Genomic DNA, 26106 nt, shown 5'->3' with positions numbered 1-26106 from the left:
GCGGACCGCGCATGGGCACGCGCGGTCCGCCTCTGGGGGGAGGAAAGGCGCATATGACGCTGCTGGGGGACAACGCCGCGGCACTGTACGACACCGGCCCGGTACCCGGGCCCGGGGGGATGCCGGTGACCTACGAGCAGGTCGCCACCGGCGCCACGACCGTCATCGGCCTCGAGAAGCCGGTCGTGCCGCGGCTCAGCGCCGGGCTGCAACTGCACGGCGAATACCAGGGATCGGGTTTCACCGAGCCCAAGTACATCGCCCGTCGGGGGGACGGGCAGGTCGTGCAGCTGTCCCGGCTGCTGCACCTGGTCGCGTCGTCGGTCGACGGCAACCGCGACATCGAGACAATTGCCCACCGGGTCAGCGCCCGGTTCGGGCGTGAGGTCAGCGCGGAGAACGTCCGCTACCTGATCGAGAACAAACTGGACCCGCTCGGAGTGACGGTTCCCGAGGGCCAGGAGGACGACCAGGTCTCCGCGCCCCGGTCGGACCTGCTCCTCGCCCTCAAGGGTCACCGCGTCCTGTTCAACGAGCGGCGGGTGGCGAAGATCGCCCGTGCGCTGGCCTGGCTGCACCGCCCCCTGGTGGTGGTGGCCGTGCTCGCGGGCGTCGCCGTGCTGGACGTCTGGCTGTTCCTGTTCTTCGGCGCGATCACGCCCGTGCTCGAGGTGCTGGACCAGCCGGTGCTGCTGCTCGTGGTGTTCGTGCTGACCGTGGCGTCCCTGGTCTTCCACGAGTTCGGCCATGCCTCGGCCTGCCGCTACGGCGGCGCCCGGCCCGGCTGTATCGGCTGCGGCCTGTTCCTCATCTGGCCCTCGATGTACACGGACGTCACCGACGTGTACCGCATCGGGCGGGCGGGCCGGCTCCGCACCGACCTCGGCGGCGTCTACTTCAACGTCGTCTTCATGCTGGCCATGGCCGGTGCCTACGCCGTGAGCGGCCAGGCGTTCTTCCTGGCCGCCGTCTATCTGGGGCACTTCGAGATCCTCGAGCAGCTGATGCCCGCCGTGCGCCTCGACGGCTACTACATCCTCGGAGACCTCGCCGGCGTTCCCGACCTCTACGGCAAGATCAAGCCGATCCTGCTGAGCCTGGTCCCGGGGGCGAAGGGGCGCAAGGCCCGCGGTGAGGTCGCCGCGCTCAAGAAGTCGGCCCGCGTCATCGTCGCCACCTGGGTGCTGACCATGGTGCCCCTGCTGGTCGGTGAACTGGGCTACGCGCTGTGGAACCTGCCCCGGATCACCACCACCATGGTCCGTTCACTCACCGAGCAAGTCCTCGGCACCGGCGGCGCGTTCGCGCACGGACAGATCGCGGCGGGCCTGATGGGCGTGGTCGGCTGCGTCATGCTGCTGTGCCCCATGGCGGGCGTGGTCTATCTGTCGGTGAAACTCGGCGGACGCCTGTGGCGGGGCGCGGCGAAGTCGACGGCCGGACGGCCGGTACTGCGCGTGGCGCTGTGCGGGGTGGTCCTGGCCGGACTGGGCGGGCTCAGTTACGCCTGGGTGTCGGGCCTCACGCCGGACCCTCTGCCGAAGAAGCCGCCGATCGCCCCGATTCTTCAGCCCGGTGTGTCCACCTCGGCCCCGCCCGCGCGGCGCGCCACGACACCGGACCGGCCCCAGGGCACGGCCTCGGCGACGGCCGCGGGTGTGCCCTCCGGCACGGCGTCCCCGAGTGCCTCCGACGCTCCCTCCGCCTCGGTCAGCCCGTCCGGCTCCCAGAGCCCCGGGCCCAGCACCTCGAACACGTCCTCCGAGGCCCCTGGCGGCAAGCCCACCGGCAGTCCCGCCGCGAGCGGGCCCCCGGTGTCCGTTCCTGCGACCCCCGGCTCCGTCTCGCCCAGCGCGCCGTCGTCCCCGGCCGACACCCCGTCCGCGCCGGTCAGTCCGAGCGAGCCACCCGCCGGGTCGCCGACGCCCACCGCGTCCTGAACACCCCGGGCTGCGGCCCGGGGGCCCCACGGACCGGCCCCGGGCCCGGGGCCGGTCCACGTCGCCGGCCGGGAGTGCCGTGCGTCCCGGTCCGGCGGCGCTCCGTCCGTCGACATCACTCCAGCAGGAGAGCCAAGTGAACCAGCACCGCAAACCCCGTACCCATTCCACCTTCACCCAACGCGCCGTGCGGGTCGGGTTGTTCGCCGCCGGAGCGGCCGGAATCGCCACCGCCGTACCCGCGCAGGCTGCGACGGGAACACCGCAGCACACCGCGATCGCCGTCGACCAGACCTTCAGCCGCGCCGACTTCCATCACCACACGCAGGCCAGGGATTCCTTCACCGTGCGGCAGTTCGGCACGGTCGACGCCGCCACCGTGCGCAACCAGGCCAACGCCGTCGGGGTGGGCTGCTCGGTCGACGACCACTGCCGCTCGGTCGCCCTGTCCTTCCAGATCGTCACGATGGCCGGGGAGCACGCCCAACTGAACGCCCTCAACCGCGGCGACGCGGTCAACAACCACTGCGGCGGCTGCCAGACCCTCGCGGGCGCCTATCAGTTCGTCGTCTCCACCCCCCGTCCCCTCACCCTGGATCAGGAGACCAAGCGGCACCTCGCCGACATCCACCGGCGGCTGGACGGCCTGACCCGCTCCACCCTGCCGGCCACCGACCTGAGGAAGCGGGCCGACGCCCTGGCCGCCGAGGTGAACACCGTGCTCCACAACGCGGTCGCGAACGCGCCCAAGGGTGCCGAGCAGCCCACCGTCACCCTCCACCGCCACCTGGACGGCTGGCCCGCCCACTGACCGGGCCGGCCCGGCCCGCCGCTCCGGAAGTGGGGGAGCGGCGGGCCGCCGGGCGTGCCCCGGCGGCCGGGCGGCAGAGCGCGGTGAACGATTGGCCGGAGATGGCTGTTCCGGATTTGTCGTGCAGTACATACGATGCGGTCGCTCCCGGTCTTCACAGCTCGTTCACAGGCCGGATGGCACGCCTGCCGACTTGGCATGCGCATGATCGAACATCTGATCCAACGCACCTGGTCCGCGACGGTCCCGCCTGCGCGCGGGGCCGCACCCCCCTCGATACCCGGCGGTGCCGCACCGCCGGAGAACCGATGCAACGGATGGGAGAACCATGGCTGGTGGACTGTTCCTCGGCGGCGCGATCGCCGCGCTCGTCGCCACCGCGATCCCCGCGCAGGACCCGTCCGGCGGGTTCACCGACCCGCCCCCGGACAAGATCGTCATCAAGGTCGCCACGGTGAACGGCTCCGGCTGTCCCCAAGGCACCACCGCGGTCGCCGTCTCCCCGGACAACACGGCCTTCACGGTGACCTACAGCGACTACCTGGCCCAGGTCGGCGGGAACGCCGACCCCACCGCGTTCCGCAAGAACTGCCAGCTCAACCTGCTCGTGCATGTGCCGCAGGGCTTCACGTACGCCGTCGCCAGCGCGGACTACCGCGGCTTCGCCTCCCTCCAGCGCGGGGCGAGCAGCACACAGAAGGCCTCGTACTACTTCCAGGGCTCATCGAGCACGGCGGCGCGCACCCACCCGTTCTCCGGCCCCTACAACGACAACTGGCAGGCCACGGACATCACGGACTGGGCGCAGCTGGTGTGGGCGCCCTGCGGAGTGCAGCGCAACTTCAACATCAACACCGAACTGCGGGTCAGCGCCGGCACGTCGGCGCCCGGCAGCAGCAGTTTCATGACGATGGACTCGACGGACGGTGACATCAGCACCGTCTACCACCTGGCCTGGAAGGAGTGTCCCGCGTCCTGACGAAGTTGCCCGTCCGGTGTCACCGGCTCCGTCGCACCGCAGCCGGTGACACCGGGCGCACGGCGCTCACCCTGAGCGGCGGGGGGAGAGGTCGAGCCCGACGGCACCGGCTTCGCCCTCGCCCCCACCGAGCGTGTCACTTTCGTCATCGGCGAGGACCGCGCGGTCCTCGAGGTGGTGCGCAGCGAGCTGCGGGTGAGCACGCATGCCGATCGCGCGCCGGCGGCGTTGCGCGCCCAAGGGCCGCTCCGGGCGGTGTGCCCCTTTCGCGACCGCCGTACGCCACTGCAACCGTTCCCCACCCTGCCGTCGCTGCAAGCGAGTTGACCACGCCCCGGTGCCGCCGTACTCGCCCCCTCGTCCTTCGCCGGAGGACTGGCACCGGCAAACGTCCCTTCCCTAGGATGGGAGCAACGCCGAGCCGGTCTCGACGGCACGGCATGGATCTGGGGGAGCGATGGAGCCAGGCAGGCAGTTGTCCACGGCGATCGACGCCACGGTGCCGACGGCCGCCCGTATGTACGACCACTACCTCGGCGGCAAGGACAACTACGCGGTCGACCGGACGGCCTGCGAAGAGCTGGACAAGGTCGTACCCAGCACGCGGGCGCTCGCGCTGAACAACCGGAGGTTCCTTCAGCGCGTCGTGCGTACACTCGCGGAGGAGTACGGCATCCGGCAGTTCCTCGACCACGGATCCGGCCTGCCCACGCAGAACAACGTTCACCAGATCGCGCAGCGGATCGACCCCCGCTCCCACGTGGTGTACGTCGACAACGACCCGATGGTTCTGGTCCACGGCCGGGCGCTGCTGGAGCAGGACGAGCGGACCGTGGTCATCCAGGCCGACATGCGGGACACCGAGGCCATCTTCTCCCACCCCGAGACCCTTCGCCTGATCGACTTCTCGCAGCCGGTGGCCGTGCTCTTCAACTCGGTGATGCACTGCATCCCGGACAGCGAGACCGACGGCCCGCCCGCCCTGGTGCGCCGGGTGACCGAGCGTCTTGTGCCCGGCAGCTACCTGGTGATGTGCCAGCTGGTCAGCGAGGACCCGGAAGTCCGGGACTTCGTCACCGGATTCATGGACCAGGCGACCCAGGGACACTGGGGCCGCGTGCGTCAGGAGAAGGACGTCGCCGCCTGGTTCGAGGGGACGGACATCCTCGAGCCGGGGCTGGTGGAGGTCTCCACCTGGCGGCCGGACACGGAAGTGGCTCCGCGTCAACTCACCCAGGAATGGATCGAGTTCGGCGGAGTGGGGCGCATCCTCTGACGCGGTTCCCTCTCTGCGGCCCGCTGACCGCGAGTCAGCGGGCCGAGTAGCGCTGCTCGAGAGTCTCCCGCAACAGCTCCAGGGACGCGCGGGGGTCGAGGGCCTCGTCGGCGAGCCGGTCCAGTACCACCCGGTACTCCTCCGTCTCGTCCCGGTCCTCCAGGAAGTTGGCGCTTCTGATGTGCTCCAGGTAGACGATGTCCGGCAGATCGAGACCGCCGAAACGCAGATAGGTCACCGGGATCGCCGGGGCCGACGCGTGCGTCACGTCCAACGGCACGATCTGCACGGTCACATGAGGCAACCGGGCCATCTCGACGAGGTGCTCGAGCTGCTCGCGCATCACCTCGCGGTCGCCCAGCACCCGCATGAGGATCGACTCGTCGAGAATGGCCCACAGTTGAGGGGCGTCGGCGCGCGACAGCAGCTCCCGCCTGCGCATGCGCAGCTCCACCCGGCGCTGCACCTCGGCGGCCGAAGCGGTCGGCAGGCCGCGCTCCACCACGGCCCGGGTGTAGGCCGCCGTCTGCAACAGTCCGGGAACGTACTGGATCTCGAAGGTGCGGATGGCTGCGGCCGCCTCCTGGAGCCCGACCAGACGGTCGAACCACTCCGGCATCAGACGCTTGTCGTAGCGCTGCCACCAGCCGGGCTCACCGGCCCGTCGCAGCAGCTTGACCAGGACGGTGGCCTCGTGGTCGTCCGCCTCGTACAGCCGCAGCAGGGCGCGGACATCGCCTTCCGTGGGCGGCCTGCGGCCCTTGCCCGCCTCGATGCGTGACAGCTTCGCGGGACTGAAACCCAGGGCGCGGGCCGCCTGTTCCTGCGAGAGACCGGCTCCCTCCCGGATACCCGCCAACTGCACGCCGACCAGCATCTTCAGCAGAGTCGGAGCGGGCTCCGTCCGGGTCAGATACGGTTCGAGGCGGGAGATGCGGTGCGACTCGGCGGACATCGTGGCTCCCTGCTGGCCGACAGAAAAGCAGGCCTGCAGTATCGCATCCGACAGGGTGCTGCCGCATGCGCCGATGAGAGGACTTTCCGCACCACCTCACGTCAGGTGGTCGAACTCCCCGTCCTTCGCGCCGGCCAGGAACGCCGCCACCTCCGCGGGCGTGTACACAAGGGCCGGGCCCTCCGGATCCCGTGAGTTGCGCACCGCGACGCTCCCGTCGGCCAGGGCGGCCAACTCGACACAGTTGCCCTCGGCATTGCTGTGCCGGCTCTTGATCCAGCGGGCGTCCAAGGCGTTGGCCCGCACTCCGTTTGGCACTGAAGACACCGCAGTCTCCTCGTTGACGTTCTGCCACGGGGCACCCGAGCACACGGGCGGGGTGCACGTCCTGACGCCCGTGACTCTCCTACCCGTCATGCAATTTCCCATGCAATTGCACAACGGTGCTGACTGCGTGGATAATAGCGGCGGCGTCAATCGCACGATGGACGCCACTTGCTGACGTCGCATCAGGGAGATGTCGTGTCATCACCTGGGTACCGGAAGCCAGGCCCTCTCGGCGGGGCCGCGCGCGGGGCAGGGACGACGGGGGCCCGGCGCCACACTGTTTGCGGGGAGCGGACATGGCGACACCACTGAAGGGCCTGGAGGGTGTGCCGTGGGGCACGATCAAGGACTCCAGCGGATCCGCGGAGGCCATCCCGCGTCTGCTCCGCACCGTCGCCCGAGGTGACGAGTCCGCCGCGAGAGCGGCACTGGGCGATCTGCGGGCGCGCATCTGCCAGTACGGCTTCGTCGTCGACCAGGCGACGGCCGCCACGGTTCCCTTCCTGTGGGAGCTGGCCAAGCAGCCCCAGGTGACGTGCCGAGTGCAGATCATCCACCTGCTCAAGTGCATCGCCGCCGCCCGTCAGTGGGAGACGACCGCCTCCGTGTATCCCAAGCTGCTCCATCACCGTCACAACTACGTGGGATGGGAGCGGGAGGCCCGGAGCGCCGTGCGTGCCGACCGCGGCACCCTGCGGCAGTTGCTCACGGAGCCCGACGCCGCGCTGGTCGAGGCCGCCACGGAACTCGCGTCCACACTGGCCGCCTGAGTCCCGCGAGTTCAGGCCGGGCGCAGGGACGAGCCGCTTGCGGATGACCGCCGAACGCGAGATGGTTGCCGTGCGACAACGGTTTCGTCGCTGGTGCAACAGAGAAAGGAACTGGCCGCGGACGCGAGAGCCCTGCCTGTGGACACTTCCCAGCGGTCCTCCGCCGCCCCGCGCGGCAACGGCCATGACACTGCGTGGGGCAGCGCCCCCTGCCCGGTCCTGATCGCGGACAGGCGTGGCCGCATGGTGGAGCTGAACGCCGTCGCGGCGAGCCTGTTACCGGCCGCGAGGCACGGGGCGAGTCTGCGGGACGTCGTACCGCCGTGGCTCGTCAAGGCCCACGACCGGTTCACCTCGGACCGGGCCGGACAGTACCCCACCGACGTGACCCCGGCGTCCGGGCGGATCGGTGAGCGCTCGTACAAAGCCCACCCCTCGCTGTCCGAGCCGGACCACGTGGTGTGGTGGCTGGTGGACGACACCGACCGCCGTGCCGCCGAAGACGCGCTCCGAAGCGAACGAGAGTGCATCGCCTTCCTGGCCAGGGCCTCCACCGCGCTCCTGGCCTCGCTGCACGTCGAGACCTGTATGGAGGCCACCGCCCGGCTGGCCGTCGAGCACCTCGCCGACGCGGCCGTCACCGTGGCCCCGGGCCGCGGCCGGGGCCACCCCGTCACCTCCTGCGGCCCCTCGGGCGAGGTCACGCACACGACGGTGCACGCGAACCCGGAGGACCTGCCGGGCCTGGGCGAGGCACTGCGCGGCTTTCCGCCCGTACCGTCCCGCTGGATCGACCCCGCCGCCCTCCCGGACTGGGCGGTGCCCGAGGGCCTGGCCGGACCGGTCGGCTCCGTCGTGGTGTCACCGCTGCCGGGGCACGGCGAACCCGCGGGAGCACTTGTCCTCCTGCGCACCGAGGACCGCAGGGCGTTCAGCGAGAGCGAGGAGGTCTTCGCCCGGCTCTTCGCCGCCCGGGCCGGGGCCGCCATCTCCGCCGCACGGATGTACGCCGACCAGGCCGCCATCACCACGACCCTGATGCGCGAGCTGCTGCCGCCGCAGCTGCACAGCGTGCGCGGCGTCGAGTTCGCGGGCGCCTACCAGCCCTCCGGCCAGGAGGAACGCGTCGGCGGCGACTTCTACGACGTGCACCCGGGCGCCACCGACGAGGAGGAGACCCTGGTCGTCCTGGGCGACGTGTGCGGCAAGGGACTCGAGGCGGCCGTACTCACCGGGAAGATCCGCAACACGCTCCAGGCGTTGCTGCCGCTGGCCGCGGACCACCACAGCGTGCTCGGACTGCTCAACGGCGCACTGATCAACTCGCATCACACACGCTTCGCCACCCTCGCGCTGGCGTCCGCCATCCGCCGCGGCGGCACCGTACGGCTGCGCGTCACCAGCGCGGGACACCCGGCGCCGCTGCTCGTCCGGGCCGACGGCCGCGTCGAAGAGGCGCAGACGCGCGGCTCCCTGGTGGGCGTCTTCCCCCAGATCACTTCCACTACCGCACACCTCGAACTCGCCCCCGGCGAGACCTGTCTGCTGTTCACCGACGGGATCATCGAGGCCGGCGGCCGGCCCTGGGGGAACCAACCGTTCGGTACCGACCGCCTCAAGGCGGCGCTGACGCAGTGCGCCGGCATGCCCGCGGAAGCGGTGGTGGAGCATGTGCAGATACTCGCGGCGCAATGGGTCGGCAGCGGCCGCAACGACGACATGGCGGTCGTCGCCGTGACCGCACCGCACCACGCGCACCTCAGCGCGGTCGACGGGCACACCCGGGGGAGGTACACCGCGTGACCACGACACCCGTCCGGTCCGCCGCGACGGCCGGACCGGACGTGCTGCGCGACCGGCTCTGGCGGGCCGTCCGGGCGGGAGACGAACACACCGCCTGCGCGGCGGTGCCCGCCGCCCTGCGGGACGGCACCGGCATGGAGGCCGCCGTGCCGGACCCCCTCGCCCCGGTGCAGGACGGAGTCGGCACGGTATGGGCCGCGGGCCGCCTCACCGTCGCGCAGGAGCATGCGGTCACCGCCATGCACGACCGGGTGATCGCCGCGCCCGCCCTCCACCACGAACACCGCGGCGAGCCACCCGGCCGGGCCCGCACCACGGTGGCCTGCGGGGACGGGGCATGGCATGTCCTGCCCGCCCGGCTGCTTGCCGAGGTCCTCGACGACGCCTGCCTGTTCGTCGCGTTCATCCGGTGCACCGCGGACGTCGTGACGGCCCGTGGCGTCCCCGCCCGTCGTGCCCGGCGCCGGAGTTTCTCGCGACCAGGTTGGGAGTCTTCCCGCGGGCTCGTCGTATTCTCGGCGAGGCGCACGACGCCGTGACGGCCCGCCCCGCAGCACCGAAAACCCGCAGCCCGCGGAAAGTCCAGATGACGCCCTCTCACACACCCTCCCTCACGCTCAGGGTCGAGATCGAGCGGAACGCGATCGTCGTTCGCGTCGCCGGGGACCTCGACTACGAGACGTGCGACGAACTGGTGAGCACCGTCGACCGTCAGCTGGCCCAGTGGCCCGGGGACGGCTCCCCGCTGACCGCGCTGCACCTCGATTTCGCGGGGCTCGGGGACGTCGACTCCATGGGTCTGTCCGCCCTGCTGACGATCCGCAGGCGTACGGACGCGGCGGCCATCGACCTCAGTCTCGACGAACGTCCCCCGGCGCTCCAGCGACTCCTTGAGCTCACGGGATCTCTCGAACACCTCACCGCTCCCTGTGAGGACGGCCGCGCCGGGGAGCAGTCCGGGGCGGGCTGACGGCGAAAGGCCGCCAGAAGGCCGTCACTTCTCGAATGCCGCCCTCGGAGGCGGGTATTCGCTGCTCCACACCCACCGAGGGAGGGAGCTTTGTGACGATCGACAGACCGTGGACGTACGACCGGGCGACCGGCCACATGGAAGGGGAGGACCTGACCGGCTTCACCGTCGAGGCCACCGACGGGGTCGTGGGACAGGTCGACCGGCAGGCCGACAGCCCGGGCATGCGCCATCTCATCGTCGACACCGGGGTGTGGGTCTTCGGCAAGAGCGTGCTCATACCCGCGGGTGTCGTCACCGGCATAGACACCGGGGCACGGCGGATCACGCTGGCCTGTTCCAAGGAGGAGGTGAAGGCCGCGCCGCTGTTCCGCACCGACCGGGAGACACTGGATCCGGAGTATCTCGCCAGAGTCGACGCCTATTACCGCGGCCTGCCGCCAAGCGCGGAATGACCGTCGGCCGGGCCCCGGGGCGCCCTGCCGGCCGGTACGGCGGCCCCGACCATGCCCGGCGGAGACCGCGCCCCCCGGTGGGCGCGGTCTCCGGGGACGGTGGGCAACGGCCGGGCGGCCGGACCCATGGCTTCGACGAGGCCGGGTAGAGGAGGGGTGATGAACGTACGAGAACACGCCGCTTCGTCCTGTGCACTCCGGGAGGCCACGTGCCGTCGGCCCGGCGGCGAACGCCCCGGCGGTACGGGTCGCGCCGAGGAGAGTCGCGGACGGGCGCCGCACGGACGTGTTCCGCGCGCCTACGGGCGCTGCCCGCACCACCCACCGCACATCGGGCGGCGGGATACCGACCGCACCCGGCGAACGGCAAAGGCCGGCTGCCCGACGCCGTGGGTTGCCGCCCCGCGGTCGCCGGTCCCGTCCGTTCACCGCGTCCTGCCCGAACCGCACGCGAGCAAGCGATGAGACCAGCCGAGCGGCCGGCACGGGACGGCGAGAACCCGGCCCTCGGGGGAGAGGAACGGGCCGCCGCGCACGCGCGCGGCGGCGAGGGCGTCCGGCAGGAGGGCTCGGCGCCCGCGTCCCCGGTCATCAGTGCCGCCTCGGCCCGCGCGCAGGTTCTGACGGTCGTCCGGAGCCACTGGGACGCCCCGGACCGTCGCCCCGCCGAGCAGTCCGTCACCGATCTGCTGCTGGTCACCTCGGAGCTGGTGTCCAACGCGATCCGCCACGGAGGCGGACTCACGGCCTTCGAGGCGGCAGCCACCCGGGACGGGGTCCGGCTCACGGTGTACGACCGCAGTCCCCACATCCCCATCGCGGCCTTCGGCTCCGGAGCGCTTCCCGTCGGGCACGACGGCGGCGGCTACGGCTGGCCGTTGATCATCCAGCTGGCGCGGGACATCGTCATCGAGCGGTGTGCGGAAGGCGGCAAGTTCGTGAGCGTTCTCGTGCCCCTGCGTACCGGTTCCGAGCTGGGCGGATGAGGGCCCCGCCCGGCTCCGTACCGGCGATGACGCATGTCCGTGCGGCTGACTGCGGCCGACTGTGTTTTCACGGGCGAGGAGCGGCAACGCGGATCGGGACACCCGTGGAGGGAGCCCGCATGATCGCCGTGTCCCTGCTGATACCCGTGTCCCTGCTCTGTCTGGTGCCGGCCCTCGGACGGTACGAGGAGCGCCTGCTGGGCCCACTGGACGTCGAGGAAGCCCCCGCCGCCGGCGACGGCCGCCATCTGCGTGCCGTCCCCGTGCAGTCTCCCGACAACGCGCCGCCCACTCCGGCGGAGGCCGCAGTCCGGCCGGAGACCGGCCCGGTCGCGCCGGGCGGTCCCGGGCTGCGGCGCCAGGTCGCCTGAGGGGCGCCGATGCCCTGCGTACGCCCTCTACCAGGGGAGGAAGACGTGCACGTCCTTGCCCTCCGGCTGGACGACCACGCTCACCTGGTCGCACAGCGTGTGCACGAGATGCCAGCCGATCCCGCCAGGACGCCCCGGACGGAAGGGGCGCGGAGCAGGCGGAGTGGTATTGGTGTCGTGCAGGGTCACATGAATCCCGTCATACGTCGGACGCATCCGCAGCGCGAAGGGACCCGGCGCGTACTGGACGGCATTCGCGGCCAGCTCGTCGACCACCAGCAGCACATCGTTCCAGTGGTCGGGACTCGTCGGTGGCGACGCCCGCGCCAGCCGGCGCAGAAAGCCCTCGGCGGCCAGCCTCGCATCCGTCACATCGTGCAGTTCGCCCTTGAAGTCGGCGACGAGGCTCTCGACCGCCTCGAACGGCCAGGCCTTGTCCCAACGCGGCTCTGTAGCCATACCGCCCTTCCCCCGGCCGTCGCCCCGGCCGGTTGTCGTGGTTCCTACCGCTGTCGCCCGGCCCCCCTTACCACGGTTGCCAGAACGGCGAAAGCTACTCATCCGGGATCACGGACCGGCCGCCCCGGCAGCCGTGACGCGCCCGACTTGGGGGGCCGTGCAGTGATCTTGTGAAGATGGCAGCCCCCTGGCGTACCCGGGGGAGGACTGGGTACGGGCGCCGATCGGACCGACCATGTCGGCTGAACCGAAGGATGAACCGTTCGTGCATCCGCTGTGGGGCGGACGGCGCGACAGGCAAGAGAAGCGCGGTGGGAGATGACCGTGAGGTGACGGAGGCAGAAGACACAGGAGCAACGCCCCGGGCGCTGGCCCGACAGGTCGCGGACGCGGTGGAGAGCCTGGTGGCGCTGTGGACCGAGGCGGCCGAAGCGGTCACCCCCCGGCTCTCCAGCCATCAGCTGAAGGCGCTCACCGCCGTCCGGCAGCGTGCGGAGCCCAACCTCACGGCGCTGGCCGAGACGCTGGGCATCGCGCTGCCCGCGGCCAGCAGACTCTGTGACCGGCTCGAGGCCGCCGGGCTGCTGGAACGGGTGACCCACCCCCGCAACCGGCGCGAGCTCCAGCTGCGGGTCACCGCTCACGGGCGCAGAACGCTCGCGGACATCGCCGAACGGCGGTCCGCGAACCTGGCCGATGTGCTGGCCGCCATGACACCCGCCCGGCGGGCCGCGCTGGAACACGGACTGCACGCCTTCCGCGCGGCCCGAGCGGAACAGCCGGACGGGGAGGGGTAGCGGCACGGGCGGTACGGCGCCCCTGGACGGCAGTGGAACCCCCGAGCGGGGAGCTGTCGGGGGCGGCGGACCGCCGAACCGAGCTCTTACCGCCGTAGGGACGGCGTCCCGGGCGCCGGAGCCGTCTGCCCGCTGTCGAAGTGGCACAGCAGCAGGCACACGTCGTCGTCGCCCTCCGAGTCCCGCAGCATCGGATCGAGGACCCCGTCGGCGGCGCGCTCCAGATCGCCGGCCAGATCCGGCAGGGCGAGCGCGGACAGGGCCTCGGTGAGCCGCTGGATGCCCGGGTCGATGCCCTGGGCCCGCCGCTCCACCAGGCCGTCCGTGTACAGGGCGAGGGTCGACCCGGCCGGCAGCGGGACGGTGTGGTCCTCGATGTCCTGGCGCAGCGGAATGCCCAGCATGGCCCCGGGCTTGTCGTCGAGAGTGTGGACCCGGCCGTCGGGCGTGCGCAGCACGGGGGGTGGATGCCCTGCGGCAGCCCAGGTCAGTGCTGCTTCGCCGGGGCGGAACCGGGCGATGACCGCCGTGGCGTACAGATCCGGCTGGAGATGGTGCAGGAACAGGTGCAGCCGGGTCAGAAGTTGGCCCGGGGTGCCTCCGTCGACGGCGTAGGCGCGCAGGGCGGTGCGCAGCTGGCTCATCATGACCGCAGCGTTCAGCCCATGGCCGGTGACGTCGCCGATGACCGTGATCAGACTCCCGTCGGGCTGGCGGAAGGCGTCGTACCAGTCTCCGCCGACGTTGAGGCCGTGGGTCGCCGGAAGGTACCGGGCGGCCAGCCGCAGCCCCGGGGTGACGGGCAGGTCGGTGAGCAGGGCCCGTTGCAGCGTCTCGGCGATGTCCCGGTTGTGCTCGAAGCGCTGTGCGTTGTCGATCGCGATGCCGGCCCGGCGGGCCAGCTCGATCAGCATCACGGCATCGTCCGGATCCCACCGGTCGCCCGGCGGCGTGAGGATGAGTACGCCCAGGGGCGTCCGGCGTGCCGACAGGGGCACGCACAGCAGGGGCCGGGTCGGGTGCAGGGCGGAGGGCGGCCGGTCGTCCACGCCGGGCAGGCCGCCGGGGTGGGCCGCCGCGTACTGGGGACGTCCGGTGCGCGCGGCCACGACGGCCGCGGCGGGACGGGGCGCGTGCCCGTGTGCTTCTTCCTCGTCGCCGAGCAGCCAGACGTCGACGCTCCGCGCGTACCTCGGGATCAGCAGGTCGGGGAGCAGACGGACGATCTCCCCGTGGTTGAGGGACGCCGTGAGTGCCGCGCTGGCGTCGGCGAGGAACGTGAGCCGCTGACGGGCCTGCTCCGCCTCGGTGCGGGCGGCCCGCTCGGCGGCGAACAGCTCCCGCTGGGCCCGCCCCGCGGCGTCCAGTTCCGCGTGCAGGGCAAGGACGCCCTGGTTCGTCTGGTGCAGTTCCTCACGGTGGAAGGCGACCAGCGCCTCCTGCTCCGTCAGGGCGTCGAGCACCCGCGCAGTGTCGTCGTCGGCGCTGAACAGGGCCTCGGCGAGCGCCGTCGTACGGGCGGGGACCGTGGCCGTGCCGGTACTGCCCTCCCGCTCCGTCGCGGGGGCCGATGCCTGCCAGGTGAGGTCGGCGTCGGAGCCGTCGTCCGGGTCGGGGCGGAGCGTGATCCACAGCCGGGGCCCGCCCTCGGACGGGGACGGCGCGGTGGTCGTGAGGGTCAGCCGCCAGGAGCCTTGCTTGGTCAGGCCCTGTCGCAGCTGTGCGGTGAGCGCGGTGACCAGGCGGGTGCGGTCGAGGACGGGGACACCATGCTCGGCCGCGAGCCGGGCGGTGGCGATCCGGGCCCGGGCCGCGTCGACGACGGTGGTGATCTGCCAGATGTGGGTCATGGTTCACGATTCGGCGGTGGGGGGGACAGCACGGCGACCGTGGTGTCGTCACGGACGGGCCGGGCCGAACTGCTGGAGTCGCGCACGATCAGAGCTGCCGTCACCCCGGGGTCCAGGCCGGCTGCCGGCACGTCCGGGCGGAGCGACCACCGGCTGGGCAGACCGTCGCTGTGCAGGACGAGGAGGGAGTCGGGGGTCCAGGGCAGCCGCTGGTGGGGGACGCGCGCGGGGCGGTGGGCGCCGACTATGCCGGGATGGGACACGAGCGGCTGCCAGTCGTCGCCTGAGCGGAGCCGGGCGCCGACGTTGCCTATGCCGGAGAATTCCAGACGCTCCGCGGCAAGGTCGAGCTGGGCGACCGCGACGGCGGCGCCCCGGGTGTCGCGCAGCGCGGTGTGCAGCGCCCCGAGCAGCTCGGGCGGCGTCAGATGGGGGCTCTGCCGCAGTTGCCGGACGGCGGCGTCGGAGGCCTCGGCCGCCCGCGGGCCGTGCCCGAGGCCGTCGGCGAGGAGCAGCGTGAGGCGCTCCCCGCTGCGTGCGCAAGCCCAGGCGTCACCCGAATGGCCTTCGACCAGGGGGATGTTGACCCCTCCGGCCCGCACCGCCGGCACCCCGGCGGGCCGGTCGCGCCGCCCGCGCCGGAGCCTGGACGAGCGGCGTATCCGGGCCAGGGCCACCGTGCCGCGCCCGGGCCGGCTGTGCAGGTCGAAGTCGTCGGCCAGACGCCGGCAGGTGCCGAGACCGGCACCCAGCGAGGCCGTGGTCGAGAAGCCGTCGTGCAGCGCGGCCGAGACGTCCCGGATGCCGGGGCCGTGATCGATCGTGACGATCTGTAGTGCCGACGGCTCGCCGCCCGTGTCCGCGCCGGCCGGCGCGTCCACCGTCTCGAGCAGTATCTGGCCGCCGCCCGCGTGCTTGAGCAGGTTGGTGGCCAGTTCCGTGGCGACGAGCATGGCGGCCGCCTCCCGGTCCTCACCGAACCCCGCGTGGCCGCAGGCTTCCTCCGTCGCCATCCGGACGTCCCGGAGCCGGGTCGCGTCATGCACGGGTACGTCCCAGACGCGGGTCATCGCGCCTCCTCACGGGGGCGCGGCGGTCCGGCCGTCCAGCAGACCACGGTGACGGAGGTACCGCTGCCGGGCCGCGTGTCGATCGAGAACTCGTGGACCAGCCGCCGGGCTCCGCCGAGCCCCAGGCCCAGCCCTCCGCCCGAGGTGTAGCCGTCGGTCAGTGCCCGCTCGACGTCGGCGATGCCCGGTCCCTCGTCGCTGAAGGTCAGCCGCAGGCCACGGGCCCGGCCGTTGTCCAGGACGACGGACTCGACCTGCCCGCCTCCGCCGTGGACGAGTGTGTTGCGTGCGAGCTCGCTGGCCGCGGTGATCAGCTTGGTCTGTTCCACCAGGCCGAAGCCGATCTCGGCAGCCGCCTGCCGCACATGCTGTCGTACCCACGCCAGATCCATGTCCGAGCGGATGGGCAGGCACGCGGCTACGCGGCCCGATGTCTCCGTCACGCGTTCTCCTGGCGTCCTGGAACGTGGGACAGGGGGGTGGACGCCCGGGTCAGCATCCGCAGGGCTTCGTCGGTGTCCAGCGCGGTGCGCAGGCCTGGCAGGGTGAGTCCGAGTTCCACCAGGGTGATGGCGACCGCGGGGCGCATACCGGCCACCACGGTCTCCGCGGCGAGCAGCCTGGCGCTCGCGGCGATCTCGGCGAACACGCGGCCCAGGAAGGAGTCGACTATCTCCACTCCGGAGACGTCGATGACGACACCGCTCGCGGAGCTGTCGGTAATGGCCGCCGCCAAGTCCTGCTGGAGTTGTTCGGCCGCCTCGTCATGAAGTTCGCCCTGGAGCGTGACGAGCAGGACCTCACCGAGCTTGAGTACGGGGACATGAGCGCCCTCCGGGCCGCCGAGGCCGCCGATCACCGTGGGCCCCCGCCGGTGGCCGACCGGTCGACGATCACGGCACCCAGTTGGTGGAGGGCGTGGGCGAGGGCGTCGGCGAGGCTCGCGCGGGTGACGACCGTACCCAGGTCGATACCCAGGTGCACGATGGTCTGGGCGATGGCCGGCCGGATGCCGGAGACGATGCACTCCGCCCCCATCAGGCGGGCCGCGGCGACCGTCTTCATCAGGTGCTGGGCCACCAGGGAGTCGACGGTGGGCACCCCGGTGATGTCCAGGATCGCGTACCGTGCCTGCTGGGTGACGACGGCCTCCAGCAGGCTCTCCATCACAACCTGGCTGCGCGCGCTGTCCAGCGTGCCGATCAGCGGGACCGCGACGATGCCGTTCCACAGCTTGATCACGGGGGTGGCCACTTCGAGCAGCTGGAGGTGCTGCCGCTCGATGATGTCCTCGCCCGCGGTGAGGGCCGTCTCCATGACGACCAGGCGCAGGGTGCCCAGCAGGACGGTTAGCGTCACCTGGTACGGGCCGGTCGCCTCCCCGTCCGCCTCGGCCAGATCGGCGGCCAGCAGCTCGCTGACCGAGGGGCGCAGCGCCGCCACCTCGTCGGCGATATGGGTGGGGGAGGCGCCCGCCCGCGCGCGGGAGGCGGCCATCCGGGCGAGCTGTTCGCGCACCCCGGAGAAGCCCGGGGCCCGGAGGTCTTCGATCCGGCCGGTGGCGGCCACCACGGCGAGCGCCTCCACGAGGGCGCCGGCGGCTTCCACCGCCTCGTCACGGGAGACCGTGAAGACCGTCCGGAACAGTGTCTCGTCGGCCCAGCGCTGGGAGATCTGTTCCCGGCGGCGTTGCAGGAAGTCCCCCACTACTCGGGCCGACTCTCCTCGGTCCGTTGCCGACTCCTGGTCCGTCATGTCCCTGTCTCCTTCGTACGTCTGCTCACCCGGCCGCCAGGGAGCCACCTCGGAGAGCGCGGTTCATTGTCGCGCGACAACTGTAATCATGGGAGGTCGCACCCGACACCCGCCGCCCCCCTGGAAGATCGTCCAACGAATGGGGGACCTGGCCGACTGCCGTCCGTATCCGGGGCGTCGGTCGGAGCGGACCAGGCGCCTGACGAGTCGACCCCCTGGCTAGTGTTGCGAGTCCTGCTGACGCCCGAACCAGTCCAGGCATACCACGAGCGCGTCGTCCTCGGGGGCGGGCCCGCCCCGGTGGCTCGTCAGCTCTCTGAGGACGGCGCCGGGCACGTCGGCGGCCGGGAGCAGCCGCGTCGCGGCGATCGCCTTGGCCAGCGCCTTCTCGCCGTAGGTCTCACCTCCCGGCGCTGCGGCGCCGTAGACGCCGTCGCTGACGAAGACGAGCCGGTCGCCCGGTAGGACGGAGAACTCCTGTGTGACGTAGTCGGTCTCCTCGAACATGCCGAGGGGCAGCTGGGCCTCGAAGTCCACCGGTTCCACGGTCCGGCCGCGCAGGCGCAGCATCTGCGGGGAGCCGGCGTCCACGACCTTCACCCGCCCGGTGGACAGCTCGAAGTCCAGCAGGAGCACCGACAGATGGGAAGCGCCCCGGTAGTGGGCGTAGACCGCCTGGTCGGCGAGGGCGGCCTGGTCCTCCATGGAGATCCCGGCGCGCCGGGCGTTGCGCAGCGCGTTGATGCCGAGGTTGGTCAGCAGTGTCGCCTCGACGCCCTGGCCCATGCCGTTGGTGATGTACAGCATCAGCCGGTCGGACCCGGCCGACCAGTCGAAGTTGTCGCCGAAGATCGCGTAGGCGGGCTCCAGCTGGGCGCCGAGCGCGTACTCCGGGCGGGCGCACGACCGGCCCGGGAGCAGCTGCCACTGCATCTCGGCCCCGAGTGTCAGCCGGTCCCGGCGTCTGGCCCGCAGGTACAAGTCCGTGTCCCGATCGGCCACTATCACCTCGTGACCGAGGACGCCCGCGACGTCGATGAGTTCGGGCAGGGCCTCGACGGCCGTCTCCGACGGCAGTGTGACCGTCAGTACACCGAGCCGGTCACCGCGTACCGTCACCGGCAGATGGGCCCGGGTCAGGTCGCCGTTCTCCTCCACAACGGGGTCCTGCGCGCCGAAGGCCCGGCCGACCGTGGTGCCGTGTATCGCCACGGGGTCACAGGTGTGGGGCTGCGCGGAGACGGGCTGAAGGACGGAGAGCCCGTAGTCGGCCATCAGGAATTCGACGGACTCGGCCGCGAACTGGCTGCGCAACACTTCCCGGAGGGCCTCCACCAACCGGTGGGGAGCCGCGTTCCGGAGCGCCCTCTCGGCTGCGACGAATCTGTTCACGATGTCGGTTACGCCATTCTTCCACTAGTACGATTCCGGACCCACGCCCTGGACGGCCGTGTGTCCGTGCCCGTATCTATCGTTATGCGTGAGCTGTCGCCCCGGCAGGCCGACAGGATTCGAGAAGCCTGGGAGAATGAGTAGGTGACGTCCTTCAGCCCGCGCCCCGAGCCCAGCGAGGTGGCCCGTGTGACCTCAGAGGCGGCGCAGCTGCTGGAAGTCCTGTGGGGGCGCGCCCCGACGGCTCCCGTCTCGGCCTCCCAGCTGCGGGTGCTCTTCATACTGGAGCACCACGAGGGCATCAATCTGCGTACGCTCGCCGACGCGCTGGGGTCGACCCCGCCGTCGACGAGCCGACTCTGCGACCGCCTCCAGGCGGTCGGGTACGTCGAGCGCGCGGTCAGCTCGACCAGCCGGCGCGAGCTGCGCCTGTACCTGAGCCGTCGGGGCAGCTCCTTCCTGGCCGAGCTGCGTGAACGGCGTGAGCACGCGCTGGAGTCCGTCCTCGCCCAGATGCCGGCGGCCAAGCGGACGGCGCTCCTACAGGGCCTGGAGGCCTTCTGTGCCGCCGCGGCGGCACAGCTCCAGGAGGACGACGGAACCGACGCCCGGACGGCCTGAGCCGCGGGCGGGCAGGTGCCCACAGTGCGTGGACCGGGCACATGCCGCGGTCGGCCGGTGCGCGCAGCCGGCTCCGCCCACCGCAACATCCCAGTTCCCTCCGTGCTTTAGATGCCCTTCACTTTGTTGCCCGACGGCTACAGTTGTCAAACGGCAAGTATTGTCGCCGACAAGGTCGCCCGGGTGGGCGTTCACCCGCCCAGGGACCACCCGGGGGCGGGACGATCACCGTGAGCCCGGCTCGGGACGCGTCCGCGTCCCGCCGCCGACGGGTTCCGCTAGGGACGGCTCAGCGCGCCGCCGGTCTCGTCGAGCGCCTCGTCCGCGGTCTTGTAGGACGGGACCGTCAGGCTCACCCCAGTCAGATCGAGGATCCGCTGGACCGCCGGGGCCGGATCGATGACGCCGATCGAGCCGCCGACCTGCCGGGTCTCCTTGTAGGCCTTGAGAATGATGTTGATACCGGACGAGTCCATGAACGGCACCGACGAGAGGTCGAGCAGCAGATGGCGGCGACCGTGGTGCATCTGGTTGGCGAGGTGGTGATGCAACTCCGTCGCGGTGTCGACGTCCAGGAAACCCTTCACGATGACCAGCGCCACATCCTCCCGGGGCATCGTCACTTCGATGGACAGGGGGGTCTGCTCAGCCGACACAATGTCCTCCCATACGTACGGCGTGCGCGGGCTCGCCTACCCCGGGACGGACCGCGGATGCACCGCGAGCCGAGCTCCGGGAGTGATCAACCTCTCGCCGCCGGAGCGGTGCCCCGGCGGCGAGTCCGGCACCGAGTACCCTCCGAAACCGCGTCCACACCAGCGGATTGTGGACCTGCGCCCCGCGCGCGGCATCGAGCGCGACGCACCGGGGCGAGCGGGTGCGCCCAGGCGGTGGCTGCCGACCGGGGCGGCGCGCGGCGGCTACTCCTGCTTCCGTCCGTCGGACGGCTTCGCAGGTGAAGGGACCTCGGCCCACCCGCCCCGCTCCCGGCCGCCGGCCGCGGAGGCGTCCTCGTCCGGATGCGCGGCCCGGCCGGTGGCGGTCTCCCCGTCGGCCGGGCCCGCGGCGCGGGGCTCCCCGGTGCCCGGCGGGCGCAGCAGCTTGGCGCCGTCCCGGACGCGCTCCAGCGACTTCGCCAGGGTGCGCAGGGAGAAACCTTCCCGCTTGCTCGGCTCCTGCCGCGGTGAGGGCAGCGTGCCTGCCGAGTCCCGGTAGGCCGCCAGCGCCTCGTGGGCCAGCTCGGCCGCCTCCCGGTACAGGTCCCGGGACTTCGTCATGGCGTCCAAGGCCTCGGCGTAGGCGGCGAGCCGGCGGCGCGCGTCGGCCAACTCCTCCTCCAGAGTCGTCAGATGCCACTGTGCGCGCAGATCGGACAGCACTTCCTCGGCGCCCTCGGGCAGCGGTCGGGGCTCCAGGGCGTAGCGGCACACGGTCTCGATGAGCTCCACCGGTTCCGAACCGTCCAGGAACACGGTGCGTACGGCGAAGCCGTCATCGCCGACACCGGAGGCGGCCGGTGCCGAGGGCAGCACCACGGCACCTCCCCGGGGTACCCGCGCGCCGAGGTCGTAGAGCGCCCAGTTGGCCACCTGGAACTGCTCGGGCGCAGCCCGGTGCTCCACGATCCGGTGCCGCAGGCCGGGCGGCAGCAGCGGCGCGAGGGGACGCAGCCCGCGCTCGTCGGGCGTCATCGCCTCGTGGATGATCACGTGGACGCTCCATGAGTGGCGCGCGCAGTCCTTCAGCAGGCGCCGCAGCGCCCGGTCCTCCGCGGGCAGCCGGTTGATCTCCCGGAAGCGCAGGTTCCCGACCACGTCGTGGTCCCAGGGCACGTCGCCGTCCTCGGGCCAGAAGACGGTGACGGGTGAAGGCCAGTCGAGGTCCCAGGGTCCGTCCGCCTCCGCCACCAGCACCCACTCCTGCGTGCCGTCCTTCTCGTCGGGTTCCTCGATGTCCAGGCGGGCCCGTACGACGAGGTCGTCTGCGACGAGCCAGCGGGCCTCGAAGGCGCGGTGGGGCACACCGCCCCGGGAGCCCTCGAACTCCAGGTGGTCCTGGATGACCGCGGTGTTCTTCAGTTCCCGCAGCCGGTGCCGGACGATGTCCTCGGCGCCTGGGCCGAGGTGGCGCCCGCGCGCCGGCCAGACGGTGTCGGGAGCCGTGGCGGGGGCGGTGGGGGACTTTGCCATGAGGTCACTCTGTGTGGAATCGGGACGGGTGCGGTTCCCAGTGTGGTCACGCACCTCGCGGGGCCGGGACGGGGGGTGGCGGCGGGGTCATGATCGCTTCGTCCCACCGTATGCCCCTCTGGCGGGTGGCGGCGCACCGCATCGCCGCATCACTCCTCCCACAGACGGGGACGCTCGAATCGACTGCGGAAACAACAGATTCAACTGTCTGGCGTTGATTGGACAACGGTTTCGGTCGTACAGTCCTGGCCATCATGTGTCGCCGGACATAAGGGGTACGCCATGGACCGCTCCCGTCTGCGTCAGCTCCTCGCCCGCGAGGGCGCCGAGGCCGAGCGGCGGAACCCGCGTTCGCGGGCCGCTTATGAACGCGCCGACCACCTTTTCGGCCGGGTCCCGATGACCTGGATGAACAAGACCGCGGGCGCATTCCCGCGCTACCTCGCCGCCGCACGCGGCGCCCGGGTCACGGACATCGACGGCCACGACTACATCGACTTCTGCCTCGGCGACACCGGCGCGATGACCGGTCACTCCCCGGACGCGGTCACGACGGCCGTGCACCGCCGGTTCGCCGAGTTGGGCGGTGCGACGGCGATGCTGCCCACGGAGGACGCCGAGTGGGTCGGCGCCGAGCTCACCCGACGTTTCGGGCTCACCCGGTGGAGCTTCTCGCTGACCGCGACCGACGCCAACCGGTGGGCGATCCGGCTCGCGCGGGCGGTCACGGGCCGCCCGAAGATCCTGGTGAACAGCTACAGCTACCACGGCAGTGTCGACGAGTCGCTCATCGTGGTGGGACCGGACGGGCGCGGCACGGCCCGGCCCGGCAACGTGGGGGCGCCCTGCGACGTCACCCTGACCAGCCGGGTCGCCGAGTTCAACGACCTCGACCAGCTCGAAGCCGAGCTCGCACACGGTGACGTGGCCGCGGTCCTCATGGAGCCCGCACTCACCAACATCGGCATCGTGCTCCCCGAGCCCGGGTACCTCGCGGGTGTGCGGGAGCTGACCCGGCGGACCGGCACCCTGCTGATCAACGACGAGACACACACCTTCTCGGCGGGCCCCGGCGGCTGCACCGCCGCCTGGGCCCTCGAACCCGACCTGCTCACCATCGGCAAGGCGATCGGCAGCGGCATCCCGGCAGGTGCCTACGGGCTGTCCGCCGGGCTGGCGGAGCGGCTGCTCCGCCGGGAGGACCTGGACCTCGTCGACATGGGCGGTGTCGGAGGCACCCTCGCGGGCAACGCGCTCTCGGTGGCCGCGACCCGGGCAACCCTGGAACACGTCCTCACCGACGAGGCGTTCGCCGGGATGGTGAAACTGTCCCAGCGGTTCGAGGACGGCGTGCGGTCGTGCATCGAACGGCGGGAGCTCCCGTGGTCGGTCAGCCGGCTCGGCGCCCGTACCGAGTACCGCTTCGCGAACCCCGCACCACGCACCGGCACCGAGTCGGCGGCCGCCTCCGACACCGAGCTGGAGGACTACCTCCATCTCTTCCTGGCCAACCGGGGCGTGCTGCTCACCCCGTTCCACAACATGGCGCTGATGTGTCCGGCGACCACCGAGGAGGACGTCGACACCCACACCGAGGTGTTCGACGCCGCCCTGTCCGAGCTGGTCGCCTGACCGGCATCGGTAGGCTGGGCGACGACCGCCGGGAGGGAAGAGCGTGGACGAGATCGACCGGGCCATCCTGCGTGAGCTGCAGACCGACGGCCGTATCGCGTACGCCGACCTCGGCCCGCGGGTCGGTCTGTCCGCCTCGGCGGCCCGCCAGCGTCTGCAACGGCTCCTCGACACCAAGGTCGTCCAAGTCGTCGGCGTCACCGACCCGATGCGGATGGGCGGCCAGGCGATGGCCCTGCTCGGCGTCACGGCGGACGGCGATCCGCGCGCCGTCGCCGACGAGTTGGCCGCCCACCCGGAAGTGGTCTACTCGGTCCTGACGTCAGGCGGGTTCGATCTGTTCGTGGAAGTCGTCTGTGCCGGGCCGCGCGAACTGCTCGACTTCGTGGGCGACGTGGTCCGGGTGACGGAGGGCGTCGAACGCGTGCAGACCTTCCCCTACTTCGGCATCCACACCCATCGGTTCCTCTGGAACGTCGGATAGGAACCGCCTTCCAGCGAGGGGACCTCCGTTGTCTCCGGGCGTAGAGATCGTGCCAAAAAAGTGCTCACGTGGGCGGAGTTGTGCATGGTCCGCGCGTGGCGGGGCACACGGGTCGAAAATCGAGAGAGAGGGCCTCGCTGTGCTCGTTCCGGATCTGAAGGTGGTCAGAGGGCTGCTGACCCGGTACGCGTCCCTGCGGATCGCACTCGCCGAGAGGGAGACACCCGAAGGGGCACGAGAACTCGAGGACGTCAGCTACACGCTGTGCGTCATGATGGGGACCCGCACCGTGCACGAGGCCGTGGAGGCCGCGGACGCATTGCTCGTCGCGGGTGTCGGGAAGGACTCCGCGCAGCAGGCGGACGGTGAGAGCGGTCTGCCGGTGGCCGTCTGACGCGGGTCGTCGGGTGTGCGCGGCTCGTCCCGGAGCAGGGGCCGGTCCGAAGGTCACCGCGCCGGAGACACGGGCGTTCCGGCGCGGTGACCTTCGGACGGGACCATTAGGGCAGCAGTTTGTCGAACGCGGCTCGTCCCTCGGCGGCGAGCTTGCGCTCCGCCCATGCGAGCGTACTGGGGGTGATGTCCCTGCCCGAGGCGAGGACCAGGTCCTCCGGTGAGGTCTCCGCCGGAAGGGCGTGCAGCAGTTCATCCGGCGTGGCACGGTCATCGGAGGGCCGACGGGACGCATCAGGCTGTGACGTCGACATGGTGTCTCCTATGCGAGTCGATCCGCGGTGGTGGCACCCGCGGTCGTCCCGGGGGCGGGGCACCACCTCTTCCCTCACCTTTCATCGAGATGACGCCGCGCGCATCCCGAGAGACGCACGACCACCTGCGACGCAACCGCGAACCCGGCCGTCGGGCACGGTGAGTTGCGAGACGTGACGTAGTGCGACCCGGCGCGTCCCGGAGCCGGGGGCGGCAGCAGGGACCGGAAGGCCCGCGCCGCTCGGCGCGGTGACAGGCGCGCCCGTGCGGTCGGTGCGGACTCCGGCCGAATTTCGTACGGCGTACCGTGGACCTCATGGACTTGGACGCCCTCGATCGCGCGTTGCTGCGGGAGTTGCAGAACGACGCCCGCCGGACCAACCGGGACCTGGCCGCAAGGACGGGCGTGTCCCCGTCCACCTCGCTGGAGCGGGTGCGACTGCTGCGGGAACGCGGAGTGATCACGGGGTACCACGCGGCCGTGGACCTGGAGGCGGTGGGCCGCCCGGTGCAGGCCCTCATCTCCGTACGCATCCGGCCGCCGGCCCGTCCCGTCATCGAGGGGTTCCGCGAGTGGGCCGCCCAACTCCCTGAGGTCATCGGCCTGTTCGTCACCTCGGGCGCGCACGACTTCCTCATCCACATCGCCGTGCCGGACGTCAACGGCGTCTACGCCTTCGTGATCGACCGTCTGACCGAACGGCGCGAGGTCGCCGACGTGCAGACGACCATGGCCTACGAGCACGTCCGGACCCGTCGTGTCGAGCCTGCCGCCGATCGCCCACGGGACCGGGAAAGGGGCCGGTGAGGACGCGGGGCATCGCTCCCGCACATCCTGTGCCGGGTGCTGCGGATCGCCGCATGAAGTACGCCGTCGACGCCCGGTGCACCGCCCTGGCGGCCGAAAATTCGGAGCTCCTGTCCTCCTGGCGCTCATCTGCCTAGGCTCACGCTGCCCGACCGCAGAAACGCTCAGGAGACAGCTCCCATGGCCGACGACAGCACGATCAGCACCCCCATCGGTTTCGCCCCCCACGAGGTGGACCCGACCGTCTCGACCCGCGCCGCCCGGCTGAAGTGGGTCGTCGTCGTGGACCGGGAGCTGCCGCCGGGACGCGCGGTGAACGCGGCGATCTGCACGGCGGCGGCGACGCAGTCCGCGGTCACGGGCCTGCTCGGCGACGAGGGCACCGACGCCGACGGCAGCGTCCACCCGGGGCTGCCCTGGGCGGGGTGCTCGGTGCTCGCCGCGGACGCCGAGGCGCTGCGCGCCATCCGCACCAAGGCGGCCTCGTACGCCGACACCTTCGTTGCCGACATGCCGGCCCTCGCCCAGGAGACGCTCGTGTACGCCGACTACCGGGCCGCCCTGGGCAAGACCGAGGCCGACGACCTCCGCTACTGCGCCGTGAGCATCGTCGGACCGCGCAACCGCGTCAACAAGATCGTGGGAAAGCTCCCGTTGCTGCCGTGACGCATGGCCGCCCTCAGGCACCGGCGAGCGCC

General features: G+C 71.7%; 30 protein-coding genes and 1 pseudogene. 19 read left to right on the top strand and 12 right to left on the bottom strand.

Annotation, left to right across the window (positions count from 1 at the left end):
• Positions 1 to 53 precede the first annotated feature (53 nt).
• The 5 genes and pseudogenes from ABZ823_RS10560 (at position 54) to ABZ823_RS10540 (ending at position 5006) form a co-directional block, all read left to right on the top strand.
• The gene (locus tag ABZ823_RS10560) at positions 54 to 1940 is read left to right on the top strand and encodes a hypothetical protein (protein ID WP_361656622.1); all 1887 of its coding nucleotides are present in this window, start codon (positions 54 to 56) and stop codon (positions 1938 to 1940) included.
• Positions 1941 to 2076: 136 nt separating this feature from the next.
• Positions 2077 to 2751: a hypothetical protein gene (locus ABZ823_RS10555; RefSeq protein ID WP_361656620.1), complete on the top strand. Its 675-nt coding sequence runs from the start codon at positions 2077 to 2079 to the stop codon at positions 2749 to 2751.
• A 328-nt stretch (positions 2752 to 3079) separates the two neighbouring features.
• Complete coding sequence (locus tag ABZ823_RS10550; RefSeq protein ID WP_361656618.1) at positions 3080 to 3730, top strand: DUF4360 domain-containing protein; 651 nt, start codon at positions 3080 to 3082, stop codon at positions 3728 to 3730.
• Positions 3731 to 3838: 108 nt separating this feature from the next.
• Positions 3839 to 3967, top strand: a pseudogene (locus ABZ823_RS10545) (peroxiredoxin); the annotation flags it as partial.
• A 220-nt stretch (positions 3968 to 4187) separates the two neighbouring features.
• Positions 4188 to 5006: an SAM-dependent methyltransferase gene (locus ABZ823_RS10540; protein WP_361656615.1), complete on the top strand. Its 819-nt coding sequence runs from the start codon at positions 4188 to 4190 to the stop codon at positions 5004 to 5006.
• 34 nt (positions 5007 to 5040) lie between these two features.
• Here the strand turns inward: ABZ823_RS10540 and ABZ823_RS10535 are convergent, their stop codons facing one another.
• Positions 5041 to 5961 (bottom strand): helix-turn-helix transcriptional regulator, encoded by a 921-nt coding sequence (locus tag ABZ823_RS10535; protein ID WP_361656612.1) that lies wholly within the window; start codon positions 5959 to 5961, stop codon positions 5041 to 5043.
• 96 nt (positions 5962 to 6057) lie between these two features.
• Positions 6058 to 6288 carry a DUF397 domain-containing protein gene (locus tag ABZ823_RS10530; RefSeq protein WP_361656609.1) on the bottom strand — a complete coding sequence of 77 codons (231 nt, stop codon included), beginning with the start codon at positions 6286 to 6288 and terminating at the stop codon, positions 6058 to 6060.
• A 296-nt stretch (positions 6289 to 6584) separates the two neighbouring features.
• On the opposite strand from ABZ823_RS10530, the gene ABZ823_RS10525 reads away from it, so the two are divergent.
• The 7 genes from ABZ823_RS10525 (at position 6585) to ABZ823_RS10495 (ending at position 11643) form a co-directional block, all read left to right on the top strand.
• Entirely contained in the window at positions 6585 to 7058 is a 474-nt protein-coding gene (locus ABZ823_RS10525) for a hypothetical protein (protein ID WP_361656606.1), read from the top strand.
• Positions 7059 to 7301: 243 nt separating this feature from the next.
• Positions 7302 to 8861 carry a PP2C family protein-serine/threonine phosphatase gene (locus ABZ823_RS10520; RefSeq protein ID WP_361656870.1) on the top strand — a complete coding sequence of 520 codons (1560 nt, stop codon included), beginning with the start codon at positions 7302 to 7304 and terminating at the stop codon, positions 8859 to 8861.
• Positions 8858 to 9400, top strand: coding sequence for a B12-binding domain-containing protein (locus ABZ823_RS10515; protein ID WP_361656603.1), 543 nt, complete (start codon positions 8858 to 8860; stop codon positions 9398 to 9400). The genes ABZ823_RS10520 and ABZ823_RS10515 overlap by 4 nt, the downstream gene beginning before the upstream one ends.
• A gap of 47 nt (positions 9401 to 9447) precedes the next feature.
• Complete coding sequence (locus tag ABZ823_RS10510; protein WP_361656600.1) at positions 9448 to 9831, top strand: STAS domain-containing protein; 384 nt, start codon at positions 9448 to 9450, stop codon at positions 9829 to 9831.
• A 92-nt stretch (positions 9832 to 9923) separates the two neighbouring features.
• Positions 9924 to 10286 (top strand): PRC-barrel domain containing protein, encoded by a 363-nt coding sequence (locus ABZ823_RS10505; protein WP_361656597.1) that lies wholly within the window; start codon positions 9924 to 9926, stop codon positions 10284 to 10286.
• A 461-nt stretch (positions 10287 to 10747) separates the two neighbouring features.
• Entirely contained in the window at positions 10748 to 11272 is a 525-nt protein-coding gene (locus ABZ823_RS10500; protein ID WP_361656594.1) for an ATP-binding protein, read from the top strand.
• A 119-nt stretch (positions 11273 to 11391) separates the two neighbouring features.
• The gene (locus tag ABZ823_RS10495; RefSeq protein WP_361656592.1) at positions 11392 to 11643 is read left to right on the top strand and encodes a hypothetical protein; all 252 of its coding nucleotides are present in this window, start codon (positions 11392 to 11394) and stop codon (positions 11641 to 11643) included.
• Between the two features lie 27 nt (positions 11644 to 11670).
• Here the strand turns inward: ABZ823_RS10495 and ABZ823_RS10490 are convergent, their stop codons facing one another.
• On the bottom strand, positions 11671 to 12102 hold the full coding sequence (locus ABZ823_RS10490; protein ID WP_361656589.1) for an ATP-binding protein: 432 nt from the start codon (positions 12100 to 12102) through the stop codon (positions 11671 to 11673).
• Positions 12103 to 12431: 329 nt separating this feature from the next.
• Here ABZ823_RS10490 and ABZ823_RS10485 point away from each other — a divergent pair, with 329 nt between their 5' ends.
• On the top strand, positions 12432 to 12899 hold the full coding sequence (locus tag ABZ823_RS10485) for a MarR family transcriptional regulator (RefSeq protein WP_361656586.1): 468 nt from the start codon (positions 12432 to 12434) through the stop codon (positions 12897 to 12899).
• A gap of 86 nt (positions 12900 to 12985) precedes the next feature.
• Here ABZ823_RS10485 and ABZ823_RS10480 read toward each other — a convergent pair whose 3' ends face one another.
• The 6 genes from ABZ823_RS10480 to ABZ823_RS10455 form a co-directional block, all read right to left on the bottom strand.
• A complete protein-coding gene (locus tag ABZ823_RS10480; RefSeq protein ID WP_361656583.1) occupies positions 12986 to 14749 on the bottom strand; it encodes a SpoIIE family protein phosphatase in 1764 nt (587 codons plus the stop codon).
• Positions 14746 to 15819 carry an ATP-binding SpoIIE family protein phosphatase gene (locus ABZ823_RS10475; protein WP_361656580.1) on the bottom strand — a complete coding sequence of 358 codons (1074 nt, stop codon included), beginning with the start codon at positions 15817 to 15819 and terminating at the stop codon, positions 14746 to 14748. Before ABZ823_RS10475 ends, ABZ823_RS10480 begins: the two co-directional genes overlap by 4 nt.
• Positions 15816 to 16211, bottom strand: coding sequence for an anti-sigma regulatory factor (locus tag ABZ823_RS10470; protein WP_361656868.1), 396 nt, complete (start codon positions 16209 to 16211; stop codon positions 15816 to 15818). Before ABZ823_RS10470 ends, ABZ823_RS10475 begins: the two co-directional genes overlap by 4 nt.
• Before the next feature lie 47 nt (positions 16212 to 16258).
• Positions 16259 to 16678: an STAS domain-containing protein gene (locus ABZ823_RS10465; RefSeq protein ID WP_361656577.1), complete on the bottom strand. Its 420-nt coding sequence runs from the start codon at positions 16676 to 16678 to the stop codon at positions 16259 to 16261.
• The gene (locus ABZ823_RS10460) at positions 16675 to 17574 is read right to left on the bottom strand and encodes an STAS domain-containing protein (protein ID WP_361656574.1); all 900 of its coding nucleotides are present in this window, start codon (positions 17572 to 17574) and stop codon (positions 16675 to 16677) included. The genes ABZ823_RS10465 and ABZ823_RS10460 overlap by 4 nt, the downstream gene beginning before the upstream one ends.
• A gap of 219 nt (positions 17575 to 17793) precedes the next feature.
• Complete coding sequence (locus tag ABZ823_RS10455) at positions 17794 to 18966, bottom strand: PP2C family protein-serine/threonine phosphatase (protein ID WP_361656572.1); 1173 nt, start codon at positions 18964 to 18966, stop codon at positions 17794 to 17796.
• A 144-nt stretch (positions 18967 to 19110) separates the two neighbouring features.
• Between ABZ823_RS10455 and ABZ823_RS10450 the strand changes: the two genes are divergently transcribed.
• Positions 19111 to 19587: a MarR family transcriptional regulator gene (locus ABZ823_RS10450; protein ID WP_361656569.1), complete on the top strand. Its 477-nt coding sequence runs from the start codon at positions 19111 to 19113 to the stop codon at positions 19585 to 19587.
• Between the two features lie 278 nt (positions 19588 to 19865).
• On the opposite strand, the gene ABZ823_RS10445 is transcribed toward ABZ823_RS10450, so the two are convergent.
• Together ABZ823_RS10445 and ABZ823_RS10440 are read right to left on the bottom strand one after the other, a co-directional pair.
• Positions 19866 to 20204, bottom strand: coding sequence for an STAS domain-containing protein (locus ABZ823_RS10445; protein ID WP_361656865.1), 339 nt, complete (start codon positions 20202 to 20204; stop codon positions 19866 to 19868).
• 303 nt (positions 20205 to 20507) lie between these two features.
• A complete protein-coding gene (locus tag ABZ823_RS10440; protein ID WP_361656566.1) occupies positions 20508 to 21776 on the bottom strand; it encodes a hypothetical protein in 1269 nt (422 codons plus the stop codon).
• Between the two features lie 282 nt (positions 21777 to 22058).
• On the opposite strand from ABZ823_RS10440, the gene ABZ823_RS10435 reads away from it, so the two are divergent.
• From ABZ823_RS10435 to ABZ823_RS10425, 3 genes are all read left to right on the top strand, one after another.
• Complete coding sequence (locus ABZ823_RS10435; RefSeq protein WP_361656563.1) at positions 22059 to 23408, top strand: transaminase; 1350 nt, start codon at positions 22059 to 22061, stop codon at positions 23406 to 23408.
• Positions 23409 to 23451: 43 nt separating this feature from the next.
• Entirely contained in the window at positions 23452 to 23892 is a 441-nt protein-coding gene (locus tag ABZ823_RS10430) for an Lrp/AsnC family transcriptional regulator (RefSeq protein WP_361656560.1), read from the top strand.
• 139 nt (positions 23893 to 24031) lie between these two features.
• Positions 24032 to 24286 carry a DUF5133 domain-containing protein gene (locus ABZ823_RS10425; protein ID WP_361656558.1) on the top strand — a complete coding sequence of 85 codons (255 nt, stop codon included), beginning with the start codon at positions 24032 to 24034 and terminating at the stop codon, positions 24284 to 24286.
• 106 nt (positions 24287 to 24392) lie between these two features.
• Here ABZ823_RS10425 and ABZ823_RS10420 read toward each other — a convergent pair whose 3' ends face one another.
• Entirely contained in the window at positions 24393 to 24599 is a 207-nt protein-coding gene (locus ABZ823_RS10420; protein WP_361656555.1) for a hypothetical protein, read from the bottom strand.
• Between the two features lie 317 nt (positions 24600 to 24916).
• Here ABZ823_RS10420 and ABZ823_RS10415 point away from each other — a divergent pair, with 317 nt between their 5' ends.
• Together ABZ823_RS10415 and ABZ823_RS10410 are read left to right on the top strand one after the other, a co-directional pair.
• Positions 24917 to 25408: an Lrp/AsnC family transcriptional regulator gene (locus ABZ823_RS10415; RefSeq protein ID WP_361656553.1), complete on the top strand. Its 492-nt coding sequence runs from the start codon at positions 24917 to 24919 to the stop codon at positions 25406 to 25408.
• A 180-nt stretch (positions 25409 to 25588) separates the two neighbouring features.
• Positions 25589 to 26074, top strand: a complete 486-nt coding sequence (locus tag ABZ823_RS10410; protein ID WP_361656550.1) for a DUF2000 domain-containing protein — start codon at positions 25589 to 25591, stop codon at positions 26072 to 26074.
• Positions 26075 to 26106: the final 32 nt, after the last annotated feature.

Origin of the sequence: Streptomyces sp. NPDC047079, from assembly GCF_040643755.1 — a bacterium.
Taxonomy (GTDB): domain Bacteria; phylum Actinomycetota; class Actinomycetes; order Streptomycetales; family Streptomycetaceae; genus Streptomyces.
The sequence above is the reverse complement of the archived record's forward strand: the minus strand, read 5'-3'. Positions and strand labels throughout refer to the sequence as shown.

Excerpts from the sequence above, each read along its gene's own strand:
- ABZ823_RS10560 (WP_361656622.1), top strand. The coding sequence starts at position 54 with ATGACGCTGCTGGGGGACAACGCCGCGGCACTGTACGACACCGGCCCG.
- ABZ823_RS10550 (WP_361656618.1), top strand. The coding sequence starts at position 3,080 with ATGGCTGGTGGACTGTTCCTCGGCGGCGCGATCGCCGCGCTCGTCGCC.
- ABZ823_RS10540 (WP_361656615.1), top strand. The coding sequence starts at position 4,188 with ATGGAGCCAGGCAGGCAGTTGTCCACGGCGATCGACGCCACGGTGCCG.
- ABZ823_RS10535 (WP_361656612.1), bottom strand. The coding sequence starts at position 5,961 with ATGTCCGCCGAGTCGCACCGCATCTCCCGCCTCGAACCGTATCTGACC.
- ABZ823_RS10525 (WP_361656606.1), top strand. The coding sequence starts at position 6,585 with ATGGCGACACCACTGAAGGGCCTGGAGGGTGTGCCGTGGGGCACGATC.
- ABZ823_RS10520 (WP_361656870.1), top strand. The coding sequence starts at position 7,302 with ATGGTGGAGCTGAACGCCGTCGCGGCGAGCCTGTTACCGGCCGCGAGG.
- ABZ823_RS10510 (WP_361656600.1), top strand. The coding sequence starts at position 9,448 with ATGACGCCCTCTCACACACCCTCCCTCACGCTCAGGGTCGAGATCGAG.
- ABZ823_RS10500 (WP_361656594.1), top strand. The coding sequence starts at position 10,748 with ATGAGACCAGCCGAGCGGCCGGCACGGGACGGCGAGAACCCGGCCCTC.
- ABZ823_RS10495 (WP_361656592.1), top strand. The coding sequence starts at position 11,392 with ATGATCGCCGTGTCCCTGCTGATACCCGTGTCCCTGCTCTGTCTGGTG.
- ABZ823_RS10490 (WP_361656589.1), bottom strand. The coding sequence starts at position 12,102 with ATGGCTACAGAGCCGCGTTGGGACAAGGCCTGGCCGTTCGAGGCGGTC.
- ABZ823_RS10480 (WP_361656583.1), bottom strand. The coding sequence starts at position 14,749 with ATGACCCACATCTGGCAGATCACCACCGTCGTCGACGCGGCCCGGGCC.
- ABZ823_RS10475 (WP_361656580.1), bottom strand. The coding sequence starts at position 15,819 with ATGACCCGCGTCTGGGACGTACCCGTGCATGACGCGACCCGGCTCCGG.
- ABZ823_RS10470 (WP_361656868.1), bottom strand. The coding sequence starts at position 16,211 with ATGGATCTGGCGTGGGTACGACAGCATGTGCGGCAGGCGGCTGCCGAG.
- ABZ823_RS10460 (WP_361656574.1), bottom strand. The coding sequence starts at position 17,574 with ATGACGGACCAGGAGTCGGCAACGGACCGAGGAGAGTCGGCCCGAGTA.
- ABZ823_RS10445 (WP_361656865.1), bottom strand. The coding sequence starts at position 20,204 with ATGCCCCGGGAGGATGTGGCGCTGGTCATCGTGAAGGGTTTCCTGGAC.
- ABZ823_RS10440 (WP_361656566.1), bottom strand. The coding sequence starts at position 21,776 with ATGGCAAAGTCCCCCACCGCCCCCGCCACGGCTCCCGACACCGTCTGG.
- ABZ823_RS10435 (WP_361656563.1), top strand. The coding sequence starts at position 22,059 with ATGGACCGCTCCCGTCTGCGTCAGCTCCTCGCCCGCGAGGGCGCCGAG.
- ABZ823_RS10420 (WP_361656555.1), bottom strand. The coding sequence starts at position 24,599 with ATGTCGACGTCACAGCCTGATGCGTCCCGTCGGCCCTCCGATGACCGT.
- ABZ823_RS10415 (WP_361656553.1), top strand. The coding sequence starts at position 24,917 with ATGGACTTGGACGCCCTCGATCGCGCGTTGCTGCGGGAGTTGCAGAAC.
- ABZ823_RS10410 (WP_361656550.1), top strand. The coding sequence starts at position 25,589 with ATGGCCGACGACAGCACGATCAGCACCCCCATCGGTTTCGCCCCCCAC.